This is a genomic window from Haloarcula halophila (assembly GCF_029278565.1).
GTDB lineage: Archaea > Halobacteriota > Halobacteria > Halobacteriales > Haloarculaceae > Haloarcula > Haloarcula halophila.
In genome coordinates this window covers 442,667-459,388 of the sequence record NZ_CP119560.1, presented here as the reverse complement: position 1 = coordinate 459,388, position 16,722 = coordinate 442,667, and the positions used below count along the sequence as shown (strand labels likewise).

Annotated in this window: 15 protein-coding genes; 10 read left to right on the top strand and 5 right to left on the bottom strand. The window is 63.3% G+C overall.

Features of this window, described 5'->3' with window-relative positions:
- Positions 1-5: 5 nt before the first annotated feature.
- Complete coding sequence (locus P0204_RS18110; protein ID WP_276223616.1) at positions 6-701, bottom strand: helix-turn-helix domain-containing protein; 696 nt, start codon at positions 699-701, stop codon at positions 6-8.
- A gap of 69 nt (positions 702-770) precedes the next feature.
- Between P0204_RS18110 and P0204_RS18105 the strand changes: the two genes are divergently transcribed.
- The 4 genes from P0204_RS18105 to P0204_RS18090 are packed head-to-tail and all read left to right on the top strand — an operon-like array spanning position 771 to position 4,027.
- Positions 771-1,727: an ABC transporter substrate-binding protein gene (locus P0204_RS18105; protein WP_276223613.1), complete on the top strand. Its 957-nt coding sequence runs from the start codon at positions 771-773 to the stop codon at positions 1,725-1,727.
- Between the two features lie 35 nt (positions 1,728-1,762).
- Positions 1,763-2,386 (top strand): ABC transporter permease, encoded by a 624-nt coding sequence (locus P0204_RS18100; RefSeq protein ID WP_276223611.1) that lies wholly within the window; start codon positions 1,763-1,765, stop codon positions 2,384-2,386.
- The gene (locus P0204_RS18095; protein WP_276223609.1) at positions 2,383-3,342 is read left to right on the top strand and encodes an ABC transporter ATP-binding protein; all 960 of its coding nucleotides are present in this window, start codon (positions 2,383-2,385) and stop codon (positions 3,340-3,342) included. Before P0204_RS18100 ends, P0204_RS18095 begins: the two co-directional genes overlap by 4 nt.
- Positions 3,335-4,027 carry an ABC transporter permease gene (locus P0204_RS18090; RefSeq protein WP_276223606.1) on the top strand — a complete coding sequence of 231 codons (693 nt, stop codon included), beginning with the start codon at positions 3,335-3,337 and terminating at the stop codon, positions 4,025-4,027. Before P0204_RS18095 ends, P0204_RS18090 begins: the two co-directional genes overlap by 8 nt.
- 4 nt (positions 4,028-4,031) lie before the next feature.
- Here P0204_RS18090 and P0204_RS18085 read toward each other — a convergent pair whose 3' ends face one another.
- Positions 4,032-5,513 carry an HAL/PAL/TAL family ammonia-lyase gene (locus P0204_RS18085; RefSeq protein ID WP_276223604.1) on the bottom strand — a complete coding sequence of 494 codons (1,482 nt, stop codon included), beginning with the start codon at positions 5,511-5,513 and terminating at the stop codon, positions 4,032-4,034.
- A gap of 138 nt (positions 5,514-5,651) precedes the next feature.
- Between P0204_RS18085 and hutU the strand changes: the two genes are divergently transcribed.
- The 6 genes from hutU to P0204_RS18055 all read left to right on the top strand — a co-directional run bounded on the left by hutU (position 5,652) and on the right by P0204_RS18055 (position 12,683).
- Positions 5,652-7,361 (top strand): urocanate hydratase, encoded by a 1,710-nt coding sequence (gene hutU, locus P0204_RS18080; RefSeq protein ID WP_276223602.1) that lies wholly within the window; start codon positions 5,652-5,654, stop codon positions 7,359-7,361.
- A gap of 2 nt (positions 7,362-7,363) precedes the next feature.
- Positions 7,364-8,755 (top strand): dihydroorotase, encoded by a 1,392-nt coding sequence (locus P0204_RS18075; protein WP_276223600.1) that lies wholly within the window; start codon positions 7,364-7,366, stop codon positions 8,753-8,755.
- A 91-nt stretch (positions 8,756-8,846) separates the two neighbouring features.
- On the top strand, positions 8,847-9,845 hold the full coding sequence (locus P0204_RS18070; protein WP_276223598.1) for an NAD(P)H-dependent amine dehydrogenase family protein: 999 nt from the start codon (positions 8,847-8,849) through the stop codon (positions 9,843-9,845).
- Positions 9,846-9,848: 3 nt separating this feature from the next.
- Positions 9,849-9,989, top strand: a complete 141-nt coding sequence (locus P0204_RS18065; RefSeq protein ID WP_276223596.1) for a hypothetical protein — start codon at positions 9,849-9,851, stop codon at positions 9,987-9,989.
- Between the two features lie 28 nt (positions 9,990-10,017).
- On the top strand, positions 10,018-11,022 hold the full coding sequence (locus P0204_RS18060) for a YeiH family protein (protein WP_276223594.1): 1,005 nt from the start codon (positions 10,018-10,020) through the stop codon (positions 11,020-11,022).
- A gap of 59 nt (positions 11,023-11,081) precedes the next feature.
- Positions 11,082-12,683, top strand: coding sequence for an N-acyl-D-amino-acid deacylase family protein (locus tag P0204_RS18055; protein WP_276223593.1), 1,602 nt, complete (start codon positions 11,082-11,084; stop codon positions 12,681-12,683).
- Here P0204_RS18055 and P0204_RS18050 read toward each other — a convergent pair.
- The 3 genes from P0204_RS18050 to P0204_RS18040 form a co-directional block, all read right to left on the bottom strand.
- Positions 12,680-13,123 (bottom strand): RidA family protein, encoded by a 444-nt coding sequence (locus tag P0204_RS18050; RefSeq protein ID WP_276223591.1) that lies wholly within the window; start codon positions 13,121-13,123, stop codon positions 12,680-12,682. The genes P0204_RS18055 and P0204_RS18050 overlap by 4 nt on opposite strands.
- 89 nt (positions 13,124-13,212) lie before the next feature.
- A complete protein-coding gene (locus P0204_RS18045; RefSeq protein ID WP_276223589.1) occupies positions 13,213-14,469 on the bottom strand; it encodes a Zn-dependent hydrolase in 1,257 nt (418 codons plus the stop codon).
- A gap of 1,367 nt (positions 14,470-15,836) precedes the next feature.
- Positions 15,837-16,613: an IclR family transcriptional regulator gene (locus tag P0204_RS18040; RefSeq protein WP_276223587.1), complete on the bottom strand. Its 777-nt coding sequence runs from the start codon at positions 16,611-16,613 to the stop codon at positions 15,837-15,839.
- Between the last annotated feature and the right edge of the window lie 109 nt (positions 16,614-16,722).

Below are 16,722 nucleotides of genomic sequence, written 5' to 3'. Positions count from 1 at the left end.
CCGCGTCAGTTGGGCCCCCGGGTGTTGAGGAGTCGGTTGACGAGCGCGCCGATGAACTTGTTCTCCGCGAGTCGGAGGTGTTCCTCGAACGTTCGCCGATCGATGTCCATGCGCCCGGCGAGTTCTTCGGTCGTGGTCTCCCGGGGAATCTCGTAGTAGCCGGCTTGCCACGCCATCAGGATGGCTTCCTGCTGGCGCTCGGAGAGGTCGGGGACGAGCGACTCGACCGAGAGCATCGGCTGGTCCTGTGAGATGGCGTCGATCTTCCGTTTCGAATGGACCTCGACACGGAACGACTCCTGGATGTCCTGATAGAACCGCGTCAGGTTCTCCGGGTCGAGCGTGATGACGCGGACCACCTTGCCCCCCCGTTCGTACCGCAGCGGCGGGAGCAGGAGACAGTCGTGCTCGGCGAGGTAGCTCTCGATGTTGTTCTCGGTGTGTGGACGGAGACACTGAGACGTGATGATGACCTGCTCGCTGTCGCCCTCGACGGTCTCTTCGATCCCGGGTTGACTGCTACTCGAATGTTCAATGCCGACCGTCTCCGCGATCTCGTTTTGGACCTCGTCGGTCACATGTCCTTTGACATGTAGCAAATCACAATGATTATTACACCACAATTCGATGGTGATGTCTCGATTTCTTGTCGCTTCCTCGTAGGGAACGCCGCCACGAATGTGAAATGTTGCTTCGTGCATATGCGGATTTGGATTGGTCAGGGTATATAATTGGCCACACGTATGGAGGTGCATAATATACACCGATGTATGGTCGTTTTACTCACCATGCGTGATAGTCTCACACGGCGAAAAGTGCTGAAAGTGGCGGCAGTCGGCGGCGCGGCCAGTACGGCCGGGTGTGCGAGTTCGATTCAGGGCGCGTTCGGGGGGAGTACAGAGGTCACAATCGGCGGCAAGCAGTTCACCGAGCAACTGCTTCTCAGTAATATGAGCGCGTTGATGCTCGAAGACGCCGGCGTGTCGATCAACGACGCGTTCCCGGTGGGCGGAAACACCGCCAACCACGAGGCAATAATCAGCGGAGAGACCACACACTACTGGGAGTACACCGGGACTGGCTGGAACTTCCACCTAGGGAACGAGGAGGAGAAGATACGGGACCCCGAGGAGTTGTACAACAGTGTCAACGAAGCCTATCAGGAGGAGTATGGCATCGAATGGCTCCAGACGGCGGATTTCAACAACACGTACATTGTGACCGCGAACACGGACTGGCAGGAGGAAACCGGCGTCGAGACCCTCTCGGGGTTGGCCGAGTACATCAACGACGGCGGCGAGGTGACGTGGGCGGTGTCACAGGAGTACATCAACAACCCGACTGCCTTCGGGGATCTGCCCGACTTCTACGGGTACAGGGAGAACATGGACAACGTCACCTACGAACGGATGGCGATCGGGACCATCAACTACCGGGCAGTCGCGGAGGGCGAGGTTGACCTCGGCGTCGGCTTCGCGACGAACCCGAACTTACAGGAGTTCGACATCGCGACCATCGAGGACGACCAGAACTGGTTCGTCATCTATTACCCCGCGCCCATCGTCGACCAAGACGTGCTCAATGACACCATCCGCGAGGCGCTGAATGCCCCCGCCTCGGCGCTCGACACCGAGACGATGGTCGAACTGAACGCTCGGGTCTCGATTGACGAGGAGAGCCCCGAGAACGTCGCACAGGACTGGCTCGAGTCCGAGAACCTGCTATAGACAGTCCAATGATTCTTCGAGAGACAGTCGATTGGATGCTCGGGAACACCGACCTGCTCGTAGAGCAGTTACTCGAGCACATGGACATCGCGTTCACGTCTATCGGTATCGGAACCGTCCTTTGGGTTCCCCTCGGCGTGGCCATCTACCACTACGACCGGTTTTCTACGCCGGTCATCGGCGTCGCGGGGATGATACTGACCCTGCCCAGTCTCGTGTTGTTCCCCCTGCTCATCCCTATCGTCGGGATCGGAACGACACCCGCGATAGTGGCGCTGGTGCTGTACGCGGCGTTGCCAATCACGCGGAACACGTATACGGGTTTGGAGGAGGTCGACACCGCGGTCGAACGGGCGGGAGAGGGGCTCGGAATGACCGAGCGACAGTTGTTAGCTCGCGTGAAGCTACCGATGGCAGTCCCGGTGATATTCGCGGGAATCCGGCAGGCTGCGGTGCTGATTATCGGTATCACGACGATCGCGGCCTTCTTCGGGGCGGGCGGGCTCGGCGCGTCGATCTTCGCCGGTATCAGGCTCAATCTCCCGAAACAGATCGTCGGGGCGACCCTCGTCGTCTCCCTGTTCGCGATTCTCACTGACTACGGACTGGGACTGATACAGCGACGGATTCCGGGCGGAAAGCGGGGGCTCAACGCATGATAGAACTCAACGACGTACGCAAGGTCTACGGCGACAGTACCGAGGCGGTCAGTCAGGTGAGTTTCGAGGTCGAACAGGGCGAAACGGCGACGCTGGTCGGCCCGTCCGGGTGTGGCAAGACGACGATGTTGACGATGATAAACCGGCTCACAGAGCTGACCGACGGGGAGATAATCATCGACGGGACGCCGATCAGCGAACACGACAAGATAGAGTTGCGACGCAACATCGGGTACGTCATCCAGGAGATCGGCCTGTTCGACCACATGACCGTCGGGGAGAACATCGGTCTCGTTCCGGACCTGCGGGGATGGGACGAACAGCGAAAGCAGGACCGCATCGACGAACTGCTGGAGTTGATCCAGCTCCCCGCGGGCGCGAAAGACCGGTATCCCGAGGCCCTCTCGGGCGGTCAGCAACAGCGCGTCGGTGTCGCACGCGCGCTGGCGGCCGAGCCCGACATCATGCTCATGGACGAGCCGTTCGGCGCGCTCGACCCGATCACGCGCGAGGAGCTACAGGACGAGTTTGTCGAGATTCAGGCCGGGCTCGACGTGACGATCGTCTTCGTCACACACGACATCAACGAGGCGTTGAAGATGGGTGACAAGGTCGCGGTGCTCAACAAGGGGGAGCTGGTGCAGTACGACTCCCCAAGGGACCTACTCGCGAACCCGAAAAACGAGTTCGTCGAGGACTTCGTCGGCGAAGACCGCCTCCTCAAGCGGCTCTCGCTGATTTCCGTCCGCGAAGTCATGACCTCGCACGAATTGTCCGACCGGACGGAGACCGTGTTGCACCCGGACGACAGTCTGAAAGCCGCGCTACAGACGTTCTATCACGCGACCGAGCCGCTGTCGGTCATCGAAGACGGGACGGTCGTCGGCTCGCTCAGCGAAGAAGACATCCGAGATGTCGCCTCTGACTCCACGGTCGAGGGTGTCACGAATGTTTAGTCCGCTCCAGGGCCTCGCGACGGGGTGGTTAGAGTACATCATGGCGAATCAGAACCAGTTCCTCGAACTGCTCGCCGGCCACATCCGGATGGTCGGCATCGGCGAGTTGATCGCCATTATCATCGCCGTGCCGGCGGGTATCCTCGCGACGCGAGATCCCCGCGCTGCGCGGGTGATCGAGAGCCTCGGGGCGACCGCACAGACGATTCCGGCGCTCGGGGTCGTTGCGCTCACGTTCACGGTTCTCGGGCTCGGCCAGCGGCCGACGATTCTGGCCATCGTCATCTACGCCGTCTTCCCGATCCTGAAGAACACGGTGGCCGGCATCCGACAGGTCGACGACTCGATGGTCCGGGCGGGCCGGGGTATGGGGATGACGAACCTCCAGCGGCTCCGACAGATCGAACTGCCCTACGCCTTGCCCGTCATCTTCGCCGGGATTCGGACCTCGACGGTGCTGTGTATCGGCGTCGCCTACATCGGGGTCTTCGTGGGCTCGGGCGGACTGGGTATCTGGGTGCAGGCCGGGCTCACGTCGGTTAGCTACGACATCATGCTCGCCGGCGCGATTCCGGGCGCGTTGACCGTGTTGGCCTTCGACCAGCTGTTCAAATACATCGAACAGGCGGTCACGCCGGAGGTCATCTCGGGCGACCTCGAAGCCGACACGAATGTGGCGGCCTAACGGCTCACTCGATATCGACGCCGCTTTGCCTGACTGCATCCACGAGCGATCTGTCCCGAACTGCGTCACCCAGCGACGAGATGTCGGCCGACCACGGCACGTCGCCGCTCCGCACGTCGGCCGCGTCCTCGACGAACTCCCGGGCAGCGGCGAGACCGGGGGGCAGCGTCGTCCCCGTCTGTCGTGTCGCACGGGCACAGCAAATGAGTTCGACGGCGACGACGCGGGCGATCTTGTCGACGGTCGCCAGCAGGTTCGCGCTGGCGACGTTGCCGGCACTGTGGATGTCCTCCTGTCCGGAGGAGGCGATAAACGACCGGTCGCTGGCCGTATCCAGCGTCCCCGCTTCGGTCACTAGCGACGCCGCGGCGTACTGGGCGCGCGCGAGGCCGCTTTCCAACCCCGGCTCGTCGGCCAGGTGGGGGCTGTGTTCGTCGGCAGCTAGCAACAGTGACGATCGCGCTTCGCTTCCGGCACCGACTTTCCGCGTCGTCAGTGCCAAGAGGTCGGCGACGCCGGCGACGTACTGGGCGTTGAACGTCCCACACGATCGCGCGGTCTTGTCGGGGAAGATCAGCGGGTTGTCGGTCGCGCTGGCGAGTTCGGTCTCGACGGTGTCAGTCGACATACCGAGGTGTTCACGCAGTGCACCGTTGACCTGTGGCAGACACCGAATCGAGAGCGGGTCCTGTGTCATGTCCGCCGAGGACGGTGTCGCGCTGGTCAGCACCCGGACGTGTGCGGCGGTGGTGGCGTGGCCCGCCACGGGCCGGGCGTCGAATATCCGCTCGTCGAAGGCCCCCGGCTCCGTCCCGACGAGTTCGAACGTCCACGCGCCGGCGATGTCGGCCGCTGTCACAAGCGCCCGGAGGTCCGCAATCGCCACCGCGGTCCGGGCCGTCGTCACGGCGGTGCCGCTGATAAGCGCGATGCTCTCCTTCGGTCCGAAGCGGAACGGGTCCAGTCCGGCGGCGTCGAGTGGCTCCGATCCCGAACACCGTTCGCCGTCGACGAGCGCCTCGCCCTCGCCGGCCAGCACGAGGCCGACGTTGGCGAGTTCACACGCGTTGTCGGCGCTCCCCTCCGAGGGGATCAGCGGGAGCACGTCCATGTTGAGGAGCGTGCAGAGCCGGTCGACGAGTTCCGGGCGGACCCCGGACACGCCGACGGCGAGCGCGTTCGCGCGAACGGCCAGGATGGCCCGCGTCAGCCGCGGCGACACGGGCGGTCCCGTCGCTGTCTGGTGACTGCGAAGCAGGTTCTGCTGGTGTTGTTCCATCTCCTCGCGGCCGACCGAGATGTCCTTGAGGTCCCCGAAGCCGGTGTTGACCCCGTAGACCGAGATATCGTCGCCGTCGATGATGTCGTCGACTGCCGCCCGACTCTGGTCCATTCGTTCCCGGGCGTCGTCGGTGAGTTCCATCGGTTCGCCGTCGGCCACGGCCCGCACCTCGTCGACGGTGAGACTGCCGTCGATCGGTATCATGACACCACAGCGAGTGGCGGACTAGCGGTTGTCTTGGCTTGCATTGTCAGTGGTCCGAGAGGCGGTGCGAGCGGAATAAAACATTGACCCTCCGAGGGGAGAGGCTATTTATTTGCGGTAATTGGGGCCAGTGACCCTATGGCGAGCGAGACACCCAGCGACGTGTGGCGCGAGTACCGAGGCGCGCGGACGGGGACGGAGATCGAGTGTGAGGGGTGGCGACAGGAGGCCGCCCTCCGTATGCTCAACAACAACCTCGACCCCGAAGTCGCCGAAGACCCCGAAAACCTCGTCGTCTACGGCGGTGTCGGACAGGCGGCTCGCTCGTGGGACGCCTACGACACGATAGTCGAGACCCTCCGGGAACTGGAGAGCGACGAGACGCTGGTCGTCCAGTCTGGCAAGCCTGTGGGCCGGCTCCGGACACACGAGCGAGCCCCGCGAGTGCTCATCGCCAACACGAACCTCGTGAGCAAGTGGGACAACTGGGAGGAGTTCCGGCGGCTCAAGGCGGACGGGAAGATGATGATGGGGAACTATACCGCCGGGTCGTGGGGGTATATCGGCTCCCAGGGCGTGTTACAGGGCACTTACGAGACGCTGGCCGCGGTCGCCGAGCAGGAGTTCGACGGGGACCTGACCAACCGTCTCGTGGTGACCGCCGGCCTGGGCGGGATGGGGGGGAACCAACCGCTCGCGGTCACGATGAACGGCGGCGTCTGTCTCGTCGCCGAAGTGAGCGACGAGCGCATCCAGCGCCGCATCGACGAGGGGTACTGTCAGGAGTCGGCCGCTTCGGTCGAGGACGCACTGGAGCGGGCACGGGCGGCGATGGAGGCGGGCGAGGCCTGCAGTATCGCGGTGCCGGCCAACGTCGTCTCGCTGCTGGAAGGGATGCTCGACCGGGAGTTCGTCCCCGACGTTATCACGGACATGACCGCCGCCCACGACGAACTGACGGGGTACTATCCGGTCGGCTATACGATCGACGAAGCCGACGACCTCCGTGAGCGGGACCCCGACCGCTACCGCGAGGAGAGCCTCGACACCATGGAACGGCACGTGCGAGCGCTGCTGGACATGTACGAACGGGGTGCGGTCACGTTCACCTACGGGAACGGTATCCGAGGACAGGTCGCGGACCGGCGCGGCATGACCGAGGCCCACGACCTCCCGGGGTTCGCACCGGAGTACGTCCGACCACTGTTCTGTGAGGGCCGTGGCCCCTTCCGGTGGGTCGCCCTCTCGGGGGACCCCGAGGACATCGACCGCACGGACGCGCTTATCGAGGAACTGTTCCCCGAGAACGACTCGCTGTTGCGCTGGATCGACCTCGCACAGGAACACGTCGACTTCCAGGGACTGCCCGCGCGGGTCTGCTGGCTCGGCTACCAGGCCGGCGAGGACGGACTGAGCGAGCGCGCCCGGTTCGCGCTCCGAGTGAACGAACTCGTCGCCGAGGGCGAGATAGCAGCGCCGATAGTGGTCACGCGCGACCAACTCGACGGCGGGAGTATCGCGAACCCCAACGAGGCTACCGAAGACATGAAAGACGGGACCGACGCCGTCGCCGACTGGCCCATCCTCAACGCACTCCTGAACTGCGCCGCCGGCGCCGACATCGTCAGCCTCCATTCGAGCGCCGGGGCCGTCGGCGAAGTGACCTCGACGAACAACCACGTCGTCCTCGACGGCTCGGAACTGGCCGAGGAGAAGGCCCGCCGCGTCTTCGACGTCGACCCCGCGAGCGGGGTCATGCGCCACGCCGATGCCGGCTACGAGAAGGCACTGCGGGAGGCCGACCAGTCCGGTATCGAGATCCCGATGGGGGACCAAGTGGGGGAGTGACGATGCACGACGTTGCCATCAAAGGCGGCACGGTCGTCAGCCCCGAACAGGGCGTCTTCGACGCCGACATCGGCATCGGCGGGGAGCTGATAACTACCGTCTCGACGGCGGGCGACATCGACGGGGACCGGGTCATCGACGCCACCGGTCGGCACGTCTTCCCGGGCGTCATCGACCCGCACACCCACTTCGGGCTCTTCCGGCCGCTGGCCGACGACGCTGACACGGAGTCACGTTCGGGGCTGGTGGGGGGCGTCACGACGACCGGGAACATCTTCCGACGGGGGAAGTCCTACCCGGACATCATGGACGACTTTTTCGCGAAAGCGGAGCCGAACTACCGCCACGACTACTTCTTCACGCTGGGGCTCCTCTCGCACGATCACGCGACTGAGATAGACGCGGTCATCGACGAGTTCGGTATCACGTCGTTCAAGTGGTACATGAACTACAAACTGCAGGCCGCGGAGCGGTTCGGCGTGGAGCAGAACCTGCTCGACGACGTGGCCGACCACTTCATCTCGGAACTGGCGGAGATCGACGAACCGACGACGCTCGCGTACCACGCCGAGAACGCCGAGATAACGGCCCACCTGACCGAGCAGCTACAGGACGCCGGCCGGGACGGGTACGACGCCATCGTCGAGCGGTTCCCCGGATACGCGGAGGCACAGAGCCTCGTCGCCGGCGCGTCACACACCCGACAGCACGGCTACGACGACGACTTCTACGCCGTCCACGTCAGCGCGAAGGAGACGGCCGAGGAACTGGCCCGCCTGCAGTCGATGGGCTACGGGGTGACCGGCGAGACCTGTACGCACTATCTCTGTCTGACGAGCGAGGAGTGTGACGACCGGATGAAGATCAACCCGCCGATCCGGTCGCAAGCCGACCAAGATGCCCTCTGGGAGCATCTGGCCGGGGGGACCCTCTCCATCGTCGGGACGGACCACATCGCCAACAAGCGGGCGAACAAGATCGGCGAGGACATCTGGGAGTCGATGTGGGGCTCCCCGTCGACAGCGACGATGTTCCCGCTCGTCCTCTCGGAGGGGTTCCACGAGGACCGCCTCGGGCTCCGGCGCGTCGCAGCCGTGACGAGCACCAACGCCGCGAAGGCGTACGATCTCTACCCGAAGAAGGGATCGCTCCGCCCGGGGACCGACGCCGACATCGTCGTCGCCGACATCGAGGAGACGAAGACGGTGACCCCGGAGCTGTTGCAAAGCAGCGCGGACTACACGATGTACACCGGGCGGGAGGTAACCGGCTGGCCGACCCAGACGCTCGTCCGGGGGCGAATCGCCTACGAGAACGGGGAGGTGACCGCCCCGCCAGGCCACGGCACGCACATCGACCGGCCGATAGCCGCCGGCGACGAGCGGGACGGGTGACATTGCCCCTCCATTCGGAGCGGGGAGAGATACCCGCGCAGTCGGCGTTCGTCACGTACTGAACGCCGGAACGAGAGCCGGCATCACAGCCATGACAGACGAGACACCAACCGCTGTTCAGTACGGTATCGGGCCGATAGGAAGCCGCATCGCGAACGCCGCCCACCGGACCGGGTTCGAGTTCGTCGGGGCCGTCGACATCGACCCCGAGAAGGTCGGCGCCGACCTCGGGGAGGTCGCCGGGTTCGGCGAGTCCGTCGGCGTCGAGGTGACCGACGACGCGGCGGCGGCGCTGGCCGCGGATCCCGACGTTGTCTTCCATTCGACGGTTTCGGACGTCGAAACCGCGCTCCCGCAGTTACTGGAGATCGTCGAGTCGGGCGCAAACATCGTCTCGACGACCGAGGAGCTGGCGTACCCGCAGTGGGCCGCGCCGGATGCCGCCGTCGAACTGGACGAGGCAGCGACTGACAGCGGCGTGACGGTACTGGGGACCGGTATCAATCCCGGGTTCGTGATGGACACGATGCCGGCGTTCCTCTCGACGCCGATGGCCAGCGTCGACCGCGTCACCGTCGAACGGGTACAGGATGCCGCAAGTCGCCGGGAGCCGCTACAGCGGAAGGTCGGGGCTGGCGTCACTGTCGAGACCTTCGAACGCGATATCGCCACCGAGGCGGGCCACGTCGGGAGCACGGAATCCGTCGCCATGCTCGGCGACGCGCTCTCCTTCGACATCGACGACATCGAGGAGACCATCGAACCGGTCATCGCGGAGGATCGCGTCGAGACGGAGTATCTCACTGTCGAAGCCGGCGAGGTGGCCGGCATCCGGCAGGTCGCACGCGGCTACGCGGACGGCGAGGAGCGCATCACGCTCGACCTGCAGATGTACGTCGGTGCCGACGAGCCACGCGACGAGGTCCACTTCGAGAGCAAACCGCCCGTCTCCGTCACGGTTGACGGTGGCTACCACGGGGACGTGAGCACCTCCGCGGTCGTCGCAAACGTCGCCCCGACGGTCATCGCCGCCGACCCGGGCCTGCGGAGCATGACGGACCTGATACCGACGTTCACCCGGGAGGTCTGAACGATGGCGACCGCCGACCGCGTGACTCGACTGCTGGTGACGGCCGCGGGACGCGTGGCCGCCCTCGACCGCGGTTGGCGGGCGATAGTCGTCGCGGCGCTGGTCACTGGCCTCGTGATCGGTGGACTCCCTATCCCGTGGTGAGGTCGGGGGACAACCAACCGGCGCACAGATGAGGGCCACACTGCTTGAGACCACGGAGCGGTACGCTCCGTGGCTGCTCGTGCTCGCTGGCATCGCGCTGGTCGCCCGCGGGCTCGGCTCCGTCCTCCCTTACGCGACACCGCTCATCCTCGCCGTCACGCTGGGACTGGTCGTGGGTAACGCCCTCTCGATACCCCGATGGGTCGAACCCGGAGCCGACACACACAAACTCTGGCTCGAAGCGGGCATCGTTCTCATGGGTGCGCGAATCTCGATCGGAACGGTGCTGGGCGTCGGGCTCGAACTGCTGGCCGTCACGTTGTCGGGTGTCCTCGTGACGATACTGGTCGTAGAGACGTTGAGCCGCACCGTCTTCGGCATCAAGGGGAAGCTCGGTTCGTTACTGGCCGCCGGGGCGGGTATCTGTGGGGTCTCGGCCGTCGTCGCGGTCGCCGGAAGTATCCGAGCCGACGAGAGACACGTCGCCTACGCCGCCGGGACCGTCCTGCTTTTCGATGTCGTGACGCTGTTTGCGTACCCCGTAGTCGGGGCGTCGCTCGGACTCACCGACCGCGTGTTCGGTATCTGGGCGGGCATCACCATGTTCAGCACCGGCCCGGTCACGGCGGCGGGATTTACCGTCTCGGAGACTGCTGGAGAGTGGGCGACGGTCACGAAGGTCACACGGAACCTCCTGTTGGGGCTCCTCGTCGGTGGCTACTCGCTCGTTTACGCCGACACGGCCGAGGACTTCTCGGTACGGACGCTCTGGGACTCGCTGCCGACGTTCGTCCTCGGCTTCGTAGCGCTCATCGTACTCACCTCGACGTCGTTCGTCTCCCCGAGGGCGACACAGGAGCTAACGAACGCCTATCGCTGGCTGTTCCTGCTCGCCTTCGCCGGCCTGGGACTGGAGATCGATATCGGAGAACTCCGGGCGACAGGTATCGAGCCCGTGGTAATCGTGTCGGCGGCGCTGCTCGTCGCCAGCGTGGTGACGCTGTCCGTGCTTGGACTGGTCTTTTCGGCGTAACCTTCCGTATCCATATGGGGCGTGTATATATACGCGAGTTGCCGGTCCACAGTAGCGCCATGAGCACGACGCTTCTGCAGAACGCGCGCATCGTCGACGGGACCGGTGCCCCGTGGTTCCGCGGCACGGTCCGTCTCGAAGACGGCGAGATATCCGACGTGAGTCGCGTCCCGGAGCAGTCGATGGACGCCGAGACCGTCGTCGACGTCGGCGGGAACGTCGTTTCGCCAGGCTTCATCGACACCCACTCGCATTCGGACCTCCAGTTGTTTGCCGACCCGACGCTCGCGCCGAAGATCCGGCAGGGGATCACGACGGAGATACTCGGCCAGGACGGGTTCTCGATGGCCCCGATGTACCGGGAGGGCGGTGCCGAGGAGTGGCAGGATCAGCTGGCTGGGCTGGCCGGCCGGGTCGACCACGAGTGGAGCTGGGGCGGCGTCGGCGCGTATCTCGATGCCGTCGAGGAAAGCGGTGTCGCGCCTAACGTCGGCACGCTGGTCGGCCACGGGACGGTACGGTTCAACGTGTTGGGGATGGAGGACACGGAGCCGACCGACGAACAGCTGTCCGAGATGCGGGATCTCGTCGCCGAAGCGATGGACGAGGGGGCGTTCGGGCTGTCGACGGCGCTGGTCATCACGCCGTGTTCCTACGCCACGACCGAGGAATTGACCGCGCTGGCCGGGGAACTGTCGCCGTACGGCCGTCCGTTCGTCGCCCACATCCGCAGCGAGCGGGGGGACATCTGGAACGCCTTGGACGAGTTCGTCAACATCGGCGCGGCGGCCGGCGTGCCGGTCCATCTCTCGCACTTCAAACTGGGCGGCCCGCTCCAGCACGGCAAGTCCGACCGGGCACTGGCGCTCGTCGAGACGGCCCGCGAGCGGGGCGTCGACTTTTCGGCCGATCAGTACCCCTACACGGCGAGCAACACACTGCTGTCGTACGTTCTGCCGCCGTGGGTCCACGCCGAGGGACCCGAGAAAACGGTCGAATACCTCCGTGACGAGCAGGCCCGCGAGCGCATCAGAGCCGACATCGAACAGGACCGCATCGAGGGCTGGGACAACCCCGGCGCCTACTCCGGCTGGGAGAACGTCGTTATCGCCTCCGTCGAGAGCGATGCAAACAGCGACGTCGAGGGCGAGTCCGTCGCGGCCCTGGCCCACCGGTGGGATACCGAGCCGGTCTACGCCGTCTGTGATCTACTGGCCGAGGAGGAACTTGGCGTCAGTGTCATCAACCACTTCATCGACGAGGATGACGTGCGCGACATCCTCAGCTCCGAGCGGGTCAACGTCATCACCGACGGGCTCTTCGGCGGAAACCCTCACCCACGGGTCTACGGGGCGTTCCCGCGCGTGCTGGGCAAATACGTCCGCGAGGCGGATCTCCTGTCGCTGGAGGAGGCCGTCCGGAAGATGACCTCCCTGCCCGCGCGGTCGATGGGGCTAGACACGAAAGGCATCGTTCGCCCCGGGATGGACGCGGACCTCGTCGTATTCGACCCGGATATCGTCTCCTCACCGGCGACGTACGACAACCCCAGACAACATCCTAAGGGCATCTATCACGTGCTCGTCGACGGCGAGTTCGTCGTCAGGGACGGCGAGACGACCGGCGCGACCCCGGGCCGGGCGCTCCGGGCATCGCGTTAGAGTTTGCGTACCGTCTCGCCGTCGGGCTCGATGGCCTCGATGTCGGCCGGCGAGAGGGGGACCTCGACCTCGATCTCGACGAGGTACTCCTCGTTGGCCAGTTGGTCGTGGCCGAGCACGGTGTGACACGGGTACGGCTCGTCGAAGGTCTCCCAGTAGACCTCCTTGTAGCCGTCGTAGTAGTGTTCGGCCGGATCGACGATGTGTGTCGTCACCTTCGAGATGTCGCCGAAGCCCTTGTCGATAGCGTCGAGCAGAATCCCGACGTTCTCGTAGGCCTTCCGGGCCTGCGTCTCGATGTCGTCCCCAACGACCGTCGAGTCGGCGTCCATGGCGACTTGCCCGGCCATGTAGAAGGTCTCGCCGTCGATACGCGCGTGGTTGTAGCCGATGTCCCGGGCGTCTTTGAGCTCCGGGGGGTTGATAGTGTAACTGGTCACAGCCCCACCATCACCGATATCAGGGAAAAAACGTCACCCTCCGGATGGTGGTCCGACAGCCCTCCCCCCAACTGGACCCGCGCCGCCGGTCATTCGGTGTCGTCAGATGCGAGTGAGCGAACGGTCTCCGCGAGTACGGCCGTCGCCGCGGCGCAGTCATTCCAGTCGGTCCACTCCCGCGGGGAGTGTGAGTAGCCGCCTTCCGACGGCGCAAAGAGCAGTCCGGCGTCGGTGACGGCGGCGACGTTGGCCGTGTCGTGCATCGCTCCAGACGACAGCCTTACCGACTCGACGCCGGTCGCTGTCGCCCCAGCCTCGGCCGCCACGAGAAACCGGTCGCTGCAGGGTGTCGGGGCGCTGTCCCGGTACCGCTCTATCGACGTGTCCACGCCCCGACTCCGCTCCAACCGCGCGAGGCTGTCCCGGCAGCGTTCGACCATCCGCGTCATGTTGTCGTGGTCGACATCCCGGATGTCGAGGTCTAACTCCACCTGCTCGGGGACGATGTTCCGCGCGTTCGGCGCGATAGATCCCTTCCCGGCAGTCGCCACCGCGGCTCCGCTCGTCTCGGCACAGTCCCGACCGGCACGTTCCAGATCGAGGACGAACTCCGATGCCGCCGCGAATGCGTCGGTTCGCTCGTCCATCGGCGTCGAACCCGCGTGGTCCGCCTCGCCGGTAATGCGCACCTCACAGTTCGTGATGCCCGTAATCGAGTCGACGATACCGACTCCGGCACCGGTGTCCGTGAGCGTCGTCCCTTGTTCGACGTGGAGTTCCACCCACGAGTCCCACCGATCGCCCTCGACTGTGTCGTCCCCGGCGAAGCCGATACCCTGCAGGCTCTCTTCGAGGGAGACGCCGTCGTCGTCCGTGAGCGACAGGGCTTCCGAGGGCGTCCGCTGTCCCGCCGCCACCGACGACCCGAGGGTTCCGACACCGAACCGACTGCCCTCTTCCTCCGTGAACGAGACAACCTCGATCGGCCGGTCGGGGGCAACGTCGGCCGACTGCATGGTACGGACGCTCTCCAGTGCCGCGTAGACCCCCAGCGGCCCGTCGAAGATTCCGCCCCGCGGCACGGAGTCCAGATGGCTCCCGGCCGCGACCGGTGCGGCCTCCGGATCACAACTTGCCGGCGTCCAGCGACCGACGATGTTTCCCACAGGGTCGACGCGGACGGACAGGCCTGCTGCAGTCAACCGTTCGACGAAGCGCTCTCTGACCCGCCTGTCAGCCTCGATTCCGGTCAGAACGGTCCGACCGACACCCCCGGACGAATCGACTGCCCCGAACCGTGCGTTCGCCTCGATATCCTCACGCAGACGGTCCGCATCGACGTGCATATCTCACGCTTCGCCGCCCCGTTCATAAATCCGTGACCACCGTTCGGGTGGTTCTGTTTAGGGACCATCGTACCGGTTCCCCGACGCAGAAGTGTCCAGCTGTTGGACAAGGCAGATTGATAGTTCGGTGCGGACCGACACGTGTCGGGGGCAAGAACTCCGACTATCTCTCCGGCACCGTCCACGCCTGCGCTAATCGATTAGTTCGTCTTGACCCGGCAACGCGTCCACGGGCCGCTCTTGGGTGCGCGTCCGGAGTGTGGCTCTACAAGTATTGTCGATACAGAGTCCAGTAGCGACCTGCCGTACAGTCACTGACGAACGGTATCATCGATTCTCTCCCATCTATACGGCTACCTAGTGGCGCGGGAGCTTCCCGAACCATCCCTCAATCCTATTCCCGGGACACGACTCCCAGGGTTAGGCACCACTTCTCTGTTCCATCCGCTGGACTCTTTTTACCGAGTTAGCGGGGGTAACATTTCGGCATCGCCAGCAGTTCCGAGTCTGATTTCACTGTTATAGAGCCCTCAGTTGTCGAGTGGTCGGGAGTAGTGACTGGACTCTGTACAGGGCGTTCGACGATCACGGATCTCATCGAACACTGGATGAAATCTCGACGCTGGGAGCGTATTCGTAAATACTGGATCTAAATATGCATACTAATACTTACTTAGATCCAGAATGGTATTATATTATATTAGAATTCGACCGTATCGCGATCATTCTTATTGGTACGGCCCAAATATCAACTGAAACGGTTATTTTGACTTTCGTATTCTGTATTAGTGGTCGTATTTTATATACAGGATCTCTTTAGCGGCAGATAATTCAATTTCGATCTTAAAATTCTAATCTCACTCTAATTCATACAGGCCTGTATATATCTATACCTTCCACTAGAAAGAAACAATCGACCGGCCGGTTGCTCCCACTCGTGACCAACCAGACCACCATCAAGCAGAGATCACTTTCGCTGAGACAGCAACTCGGAACCTTCTCCGGCGATAGTGGTAATTGTATTTTCCATGATAGTCGCTTGCATAACGATCGTACAGATGTTATTGACGGGCGGGTCTGTGGTCACCATACATCTGGATAGGGACCGATCGGTGTTCTTCGGAACCGCCTCCGATCTCGGCTGGGACCCGATCAGTATGAGCGCTCACGACAGGAGTTCCCCATTACTCGTTTGCAGCATGATATAACATCTGCACATCTGGGATATTGTGGGCCTTGGAGTTGAGAAACGGTCAACTCAGGCTGGTACTGCTATACAGTCGACTGGTATGCTAGCCACTGCTGAAAGTGGGTTATCATCACAATAGTACATGATGGTACGTCCAACAATGCTGAACGCACGGTACTCAATAGTATTTGTATTCAAGTTCGATTACGTTCACGGTGTTTCGGATCGAGTCGATCAACTGCTCAGTATCTTTTTTCGAGATTCGACGTTTGGGGCCAGAAATGGAGATAGCAGCGACTGGAGACGGTTCGTCTTCGTATTGGAGCATCACCGCGATGGCCTTGATCCCCTCCCGGTGTTCTTCGTCCTCAACGGAGTAGCCCTGTTGGCGGATTTGTTCGAGTTCCGTGTACAGTTCCTCAGGGTCTGTAATGGTGTGCTCGGTAGCCATCGGGAGCCCATGTCGATCGATTATCTCGTCAACTCGTTCGTCTGAGAGTTGGGCGAGCAGTGCCTTCCCGAGTGCCGTCCAGTTCATGTGTGCGAACTGCCCCGAGGGTGCGTTATCGAAGACGCCTTCCGATGGTTCCGAGGTATATAGGAGCACTCGCTTCCCTTTCTCTTCGATTCCGAGGTTGGCTACCTCACCCACTTCCATCGACAGTTCGTCGATGTGAGGGCGGATGGCTTGGAAGACCCGCATACTTTGTCGGGTTTTCCCACCGATCTCTAAAAACCGGAGGCTGAGCCGGTACTGGCCGTCATTGTTGACAACCCAGCCGTTGGAATTGAGCGTGTCGAGGTACGCATGTGCTGTACTCTTCGGGATATCTAGCCGAGCTGCAAGAGCCGAGACGCCCATCTCGCCGTGCTCCTGTAGCGTCTCGATGATTTCGGTCGCCATGTGAAGGGCTTGAATCTGATGCTTCGACCGTTCGTTTTGTGCTTCGGTCATATCCCGAAATCTGTCCCGTTTTATCATATAGGTTGTGCTGCTCCCGTCTGGTTATCCTGGACAACTATAATTTACTTTTATGAGGTATATCGAGGCCCTACTGACTCTA